The sequence below is a fragment of the Oliverpabstia intestinalis genome, from assembly GCF_009696065.1.
GTDB classification, from domain to species: Bacteria; Bacillota; Clostridia; order Lachnospirales; family Lachnospiraceae; genus Oliverpabstia; species Oliverpabstia intestinalis.
In genome coordinates this window covers 1-2,543 of the sequence record NZ_VUMS01000072.1, presented here as the reverse complement: position 1 = coordinate 2,543, position 2,543 = coordinate 1, and the positions used below count along the sequence as shown (strand labels likewise).

The following is a 2,543-nucleotide window of genomic DNA, read 5'->3' as shown; positions in this document are numbered from 1 at the left end:
ACATAAAATATGTTATCCTCATCTTTTTTGCGAAGAAGAGAGTAAATATCGCTATATCCAGAAAAGATGAGGATAAAAATACTCTGAGGATAAGCCTGTTTATCCGAATGTTAGGATAAGCTGGCTACACCGATTTAAGGCGTGGAATTGACGGTTTGGCATCCACTATCAAATATAAATTCGAACTGGATCCTTTCCAGAAAAATATCCTGTTTCTTTTTTGTGGTAAACGTACTGACAGGATTAAGGGTCTTGTCTGGGAAGGAGATGGATTCCTGCTCCTTTATAAGCGACTAAATGTTGGCGGATTCAGTTGGCCACGGACCAAAGAAGAAGCAATGGAAATTTCTCCCGAACAGTACCGGATGTTGATGCAGGGACTGGAAATCGTTGCCAAACGTCCGATAGAGGAATTAATAGATCCTCCCAAAGCCATGTAGTTTTGTGCAATTCGTAGAAATTCATGGTTCCTTTTCCAGTCAATAAAAACTCGGAAAATACATATTTACTATCGTTATCCACAGTAGTTCTTTCAGCGCCAAAAACATTTGTTGATGTCCGTGTCTGTTGCCTGGTGCCTGTGGATAACAGTGTTAAACACCCAGTTTTTTCATGGATCTTTAGCATTGTTATCCACCGTCATAATGACGAATAACAAACGCAGGTGAATTGGCCATATCTTTCCTTTTCTGCTATAATGGCCTCAGAAATAAAAGGAGCTTAGGCAATGGCATTTAAATTCACCGAAGAACAACTGAATACATTGGATAAGTCTTTTATCGTAGAGTTATTCCTCCAACTCCAGGAGCAGAATGAAAACCTTTCAGGAGAGATTCGAGATCTGAACCGGAAAATCGAACTTCTCATTGAACAGGTGACTCTTTCCAACAAGAACAGATTTGGCAGATCTTCTGAAAAGATGTCTGATGCCAATCAGATCTGTTTCATGGAAGTGGATGGAACCATCGTTTTCTTCAACGAAGCGGAAGCCGTATCTGATCTGGACGCTGAAGAACCAGAAACACTGGAACCAGTGCCAGCCCGCAAACCAAAGTCTGTCGGTAAAAAGGAGACTGATCTGTCAGGTCTTCCGGTAAACATCATCACTCACTACATGACAGAGAATGAACTGGTGGCTGAGTTTGGTGAAAACGGCTGGAAACAGCTTCCAGATGCAATCTCCAGGCGTTACCATTTCATTCCTGCACGGGTTGAAGTGGATGAACATCATGTTGGCGTGTATGCCGGAAAGAAAGATGGACGTATTATCAAAGCTGAGCATCCACAGGCATTACTTCATGGAAGTCTGGTTTCTCCAACACTTGCAGGTGCGATTATAAATGGAAAGTATGTCAATGCAGTCCCTCTCTATCGTTTGGAACAGGAGTTTTCCCGTTATGGTCTGACCATCACCCGTCAAAACATGGCGAACTGGATGATTCGATTGGGCGAAAGTTATCTGGCAATCCTATACGACTATCTCCATCAAAAACTGTATGACTATCATGTCATCCAGGCTGATGAAACTCCTGTTTTGGTAAACAAGGATGGTCGTCCTGCAGGATCCAAAAGCTGGATGTGGGTGTACCGCTCCGGGCATCTGTACAAAGACAAGCAGATTGTCCTGTACGATTACCACAAAACCCGTAACAGTTCCCATCCAAGGGACTTCCTGAAGAACTATTCCGGCATCTGCGTGACGGATGGTTATCAGGTCTACCACAAGGTAGAAAAAGAACGCGAAGATCTGCGGATTGCAGGCTGCTGGGTTCATGCCAGACGAAAATTCGATGAAGCGATGAACGTTGTGCCAAAGGATCAGCGCAATAAATCGAATGCCTACTTAGTCATGAAACAGATCCAGGCAATCTATCGCGAAGAGGATAAACTGAAAGAAATCCCATCTGATGAGAGACTTGTGCAGCGACAACTGGTTATAAAACCATTGGTTGATGCCTTATTTGTGTACCTCAAAGAGCAGGAAGCTGCTGTTCCCTCCACAGGGCAACTTCGCAAAGCTTACACATATATATTAAATCAGGAAAAATACCTACGTGTTTTTCTGGAAGATGGTGAAGTTCCACTGGACAACAATGCATCTGAGCGAGCAATCCGCGGTTTCTGCATTGGCAAGAAAAACTGGCAGATGATTGACACGATCAACGGTGCCCATTCATCCGCAATTATTTACAGTATTGCGGAAACAGCAAAGGCAAACAACCTAAAACCGTATGATTATTTCGTGTATCTTTTAGAAGAGATTCCGAAACATATGGAAGATACCGACCGGTCTTTCTTGGATGATCTTTTACCTTGGTCTCCAAAACTACCGGACGGAATCCGAAAGAACTGATAACCAGGGCCGCCAATTTTGGCGGCTCTTAAATTTTTACGGTACTCGCTATTGAGCGTTTACATCGATGTCATAAAGCATGGCAAAATGCTGAAACCCCAGGAGTGTCTAATTGGCTTAATTTGAGTAATTCTGGTATAATCAGACTATAAGAAAGGCGGTTTCTATGTGTCAGAAATATACGGAAGAA

The 2,543-nt window shown here is 42.9% G+C and carries 1 protein-coding gene and 1 pseudogene; both read left to right on the top strand.

The window, feature by feature from the left end; all coding sequences use genetic code 11:
* Positions 1-134: 134 nt before the first annotated feature.
* Positions 135-440 (top strand): annotated as a pseudogene (tnpB, locus tag FYJ57_RS14905) (IS66 family insertion sequence element accessory protein TnpB); the annotation flags it as partial.
* A 287-nt stretch (positions 441-727) separates the two neighbouring features.
* Positions 728-2,353: an IS66 family transposase gene (tnpC, locus tag FYJ57_RS14900; protein ID WP_154433263.1), complete on the top strand. Its 1,626-nt coding sequence runs from the start codon at positions 728-730 to the stop codon at positions 2,351-2,353.
* The last annotated feature ends 190 nt before the right edge of the window (positions 2,354-2,543 follow it).

What these genes read in the sequence shown, in the direction of transcription:
- tnpC (WP_154433263.1), top strand. Translation starts at nt 728, where the DNA reads ATGGCATTTAAATTCACCGAAGAACAACTGAATACATTGGATAAGTCT.